This is a genomic window from Yersinia sp. 1252 StPb PI, assembly GCF_048593885.1.
In the GTDB taxonomy this organism is placed as follows: domain Bacteria; phylum Pseudomonadota; class Gammaproteobacteria; order Enterobacterales; family Enterobacteriaceae; genus Yersinia; species Yersinia enterocolitica_E.
Genome location: NZ_JAZGQE010000315.1, coordinates 1 through 2399, shown reverse-complemented (window position 1 = coordinate 2399; position 2399 = coordinate 1). Strand labels below are relative to the sequence as shown.

The following is a 2399-nucleotide window of genomic DNA, read 5'->3' as shown; positions in this document are numbered from 1 at the left end:
TTTAAGGAATATTTTTTGGGGGCTGATTCCAGTCGCCATTATGATTTATGACTGGATGACCAAACAGCATACTGATAAACAACTTTTTATGTTGGTGTTTTCGCTGATTAGCGGCCCACTATTCCCTCTTTCAAAATTAACAATCGAAACCATAGCGTTAAAATTCACCAAAAAAGAATTTTGGCATAAGGGTTTTTTCAAAGAAGATATAGGTAAAAATGGGTTACGTGCTATTTTTTGGCTGTTTTGCTTTGTGTTTGCCATTCCAATCAGCATCATCTCACTATTTATTAGTAAGAAACGGCCAGATGAGAACCTAGCCGATTAGCCTAATATCTATTAAATGCCTAACTGCGTATTAATAGAGTCAACAAAGGAATCATCAATAAAAGCACCAACCACCGCCATGATTAAAGCAAACCCAATAATACCCAGAGGTAAGCCTATAATTACACTGAAAGCAAAGGCTGTTAACCCTGTGGCAGCTTTACCAGCAACCAGAGATTCAACCTTCACAAGGAATGGGCGCCAGTTATCAGTTTCTATAGCCTTTTTAAGTTCAAGAACAACATCAGAGAGATCAATAAATGAGCCTACAACCCCAAACGCCTTACTGAATTTGGCCAAATTCTTCGCCATCACCTCTCGATCAATCGACTCCAGCGCCTTCGCTATCGCCTCTCGGTCTTTCACGCTAAATTTCTTATTCAGCACATCCTTGTATTTCTCAAACGCTTTTAATGCTTCATCAGCATTCTTGATGGTTTTTCCCTTGGCCACTTCCGCTAATTCTTTTGCTACCTTGCCGGATTGCTCGCCAAACTTATCTGTAAGCTCCTTATAAAAATCCGCAGTAAATTTAACCGCATCTTTCACCGCGTCATTTTCTTCTTGAGCTTTTTTATCCTCCTCCACTTTTTGACGAACCGCATTCAAGTGAGCTTCCGCGTTTACCTTCTCCTGTCGCAGTTGTTCTAACCGTTGGCTCACTGTATTAGCTTCGTTTCTGGCCTGAGACGCCGCCGCTCGTTCACGCTCTGCACCGGCTTGCTTATCATCAGCCGCTTGTTTTTTACGCGAGGCTTCTCCATTTATGCCCAGCGCCCTCGCATAAAGACCACGATTGGGGTTTGACGGATCTAACGCACCACCTTTAGCCAGACTCTCGAACTCCGCTCTGAGTGCCTGTGCTTCTTTTAGCAGTGGTGATACTTCATTCTGCAGATTATTCGCGGCAACATCATGACCCGTAGCGCGCTGCTCTGCGGCTGACTTATCCTGCTGGGCTTGATTAATGCGTTGCTGAGCTTCGTTCACCAGCCGTTCCGCCACTTCAATGGGGTGGGCCGCATCCCACTTCGCCGCATCTTCCACCGCTTTTCGTTTTCTCTCTGCCTCCTCTTCCGCCTGACGTTGGGCCTCAGCTGCAGCCAGTTTAGCCTTTTCAGCATCATTATTAGCAGATCCGCCACCGTTACCACTATTACCACTGCCATTACCTGATTCACGCGTTGAACCTATCAACTGACCTGCAGCATTATAGCTGTTTAGCCAACCGCCTTCTGACCGCTGTGAGGCCACTTTAAACGCCCCCTCGCCCGAACCAACTCCGCCACCTTTGTTGCCTCCACCACCCAGCCCGGTCGGCCCACCATTTACCCCACCCGTACTCTGCGCACCACTGTTATGACCTATACCGTCTCCACCACTCATCGTATTTTCCTCTTCGACATAATTAAAAATAAAACAAAAAACAAAAAACAAAAAACAAAAAACAACTGTATATAAACACAGTACTTTCAAAATACTATGCCTGATGTCTTAAGCTGTCAATCGCTAAAAATGAGCAAAAAAAACCGCCTGAGAAGGATAAGCAGGCGGCTCTGGTGTTGGTTGGTTCATATCGCATTATTATTTTAATAGACAATAAATAGTGCCTATATAGACACTATCTTAAACCAGTTATTAACTATATTGCATCTGTTTACACTCAAAAGCCGAATTCTGATGACAGATTGTGACTTATGGCTGAGCCTTTCCTGAAAAACCGCACACGCTTTACCTCCTCACTAGATAACAAATTGGTTCAACCATTCAATGAGTTATCTAAAGATACCCGTATTCCAAAAAGTCGATTGTTAGACGAAGCCATTGCCGACCTACTGAAAAAACACGGTTCGAGCAAAAACACGCTGTAATGCAGACAGTAGGGGTTTGAGGTCCAATGAGGGGTTTCTACGCCGAAATCCCAGAAAATTCCGTAACCAAAGTTGAATGCGTATAAAGTGACTGTATAACAATCAGTTAATTAGTATCTCGCATTTTGGGGTTCCGTGAACATTTCCTCAAAAAGTCCCAACTATGCGACTTATCTTTATGAATTACATAGAATATATAAG

The 2399-nt window shown here is 43.6% G+C and carries 3 protein-coding genes; 2 read left to right on the top strand and 1 reads right to left on the bottom strand.

All coding sequences use genetic code 11. The features are described from left to right. A partial coding sequence (locus tag V2A85_RS23100; protein ID WP_420072488.1) for a colicin E1 family microcin immunity protein occupies window positions 1–328 on the top strand: 328 nt, incomplete at its 5' end. An 11-nt stretch (window positions 329–339) separates the two neighbouring features. Here the strand turns inward: V2A85_RS23100 and V2A85_RS23095 are convergent. Continuing rightward, window positions 340–1803, bottom strand: a complete 1464-nt coding sequence (locus tag V2A85_RS23095) for a colicin-like pore-forming protein (RefSeq protein ID WP_420072487.1) — start codon at window positions 1801–1803, stop codon at window positions 340–342. Window positions 1804–2024: 221 nt separating this feature from the next. On the opposite strand from V2A85_RS23095, the gene V2A85_RS23090 reads away from it, so the two are divergent. Next, window positions 2025–2198 carry a ribbon-helix-helix domain-containing protein gene (locus tag V2A85_RS23090; protein WP_420072486.1) on the top strand — a complete coding sequence of 58 codons (174 nt, stop codon included), beginning with the start codon at window positions 2025–2027 and terminating at the stop codon, window positions 2196–2198. The last annotated feature ends 201 nt before the right edge of the window (window positions 2199–2399 follow it).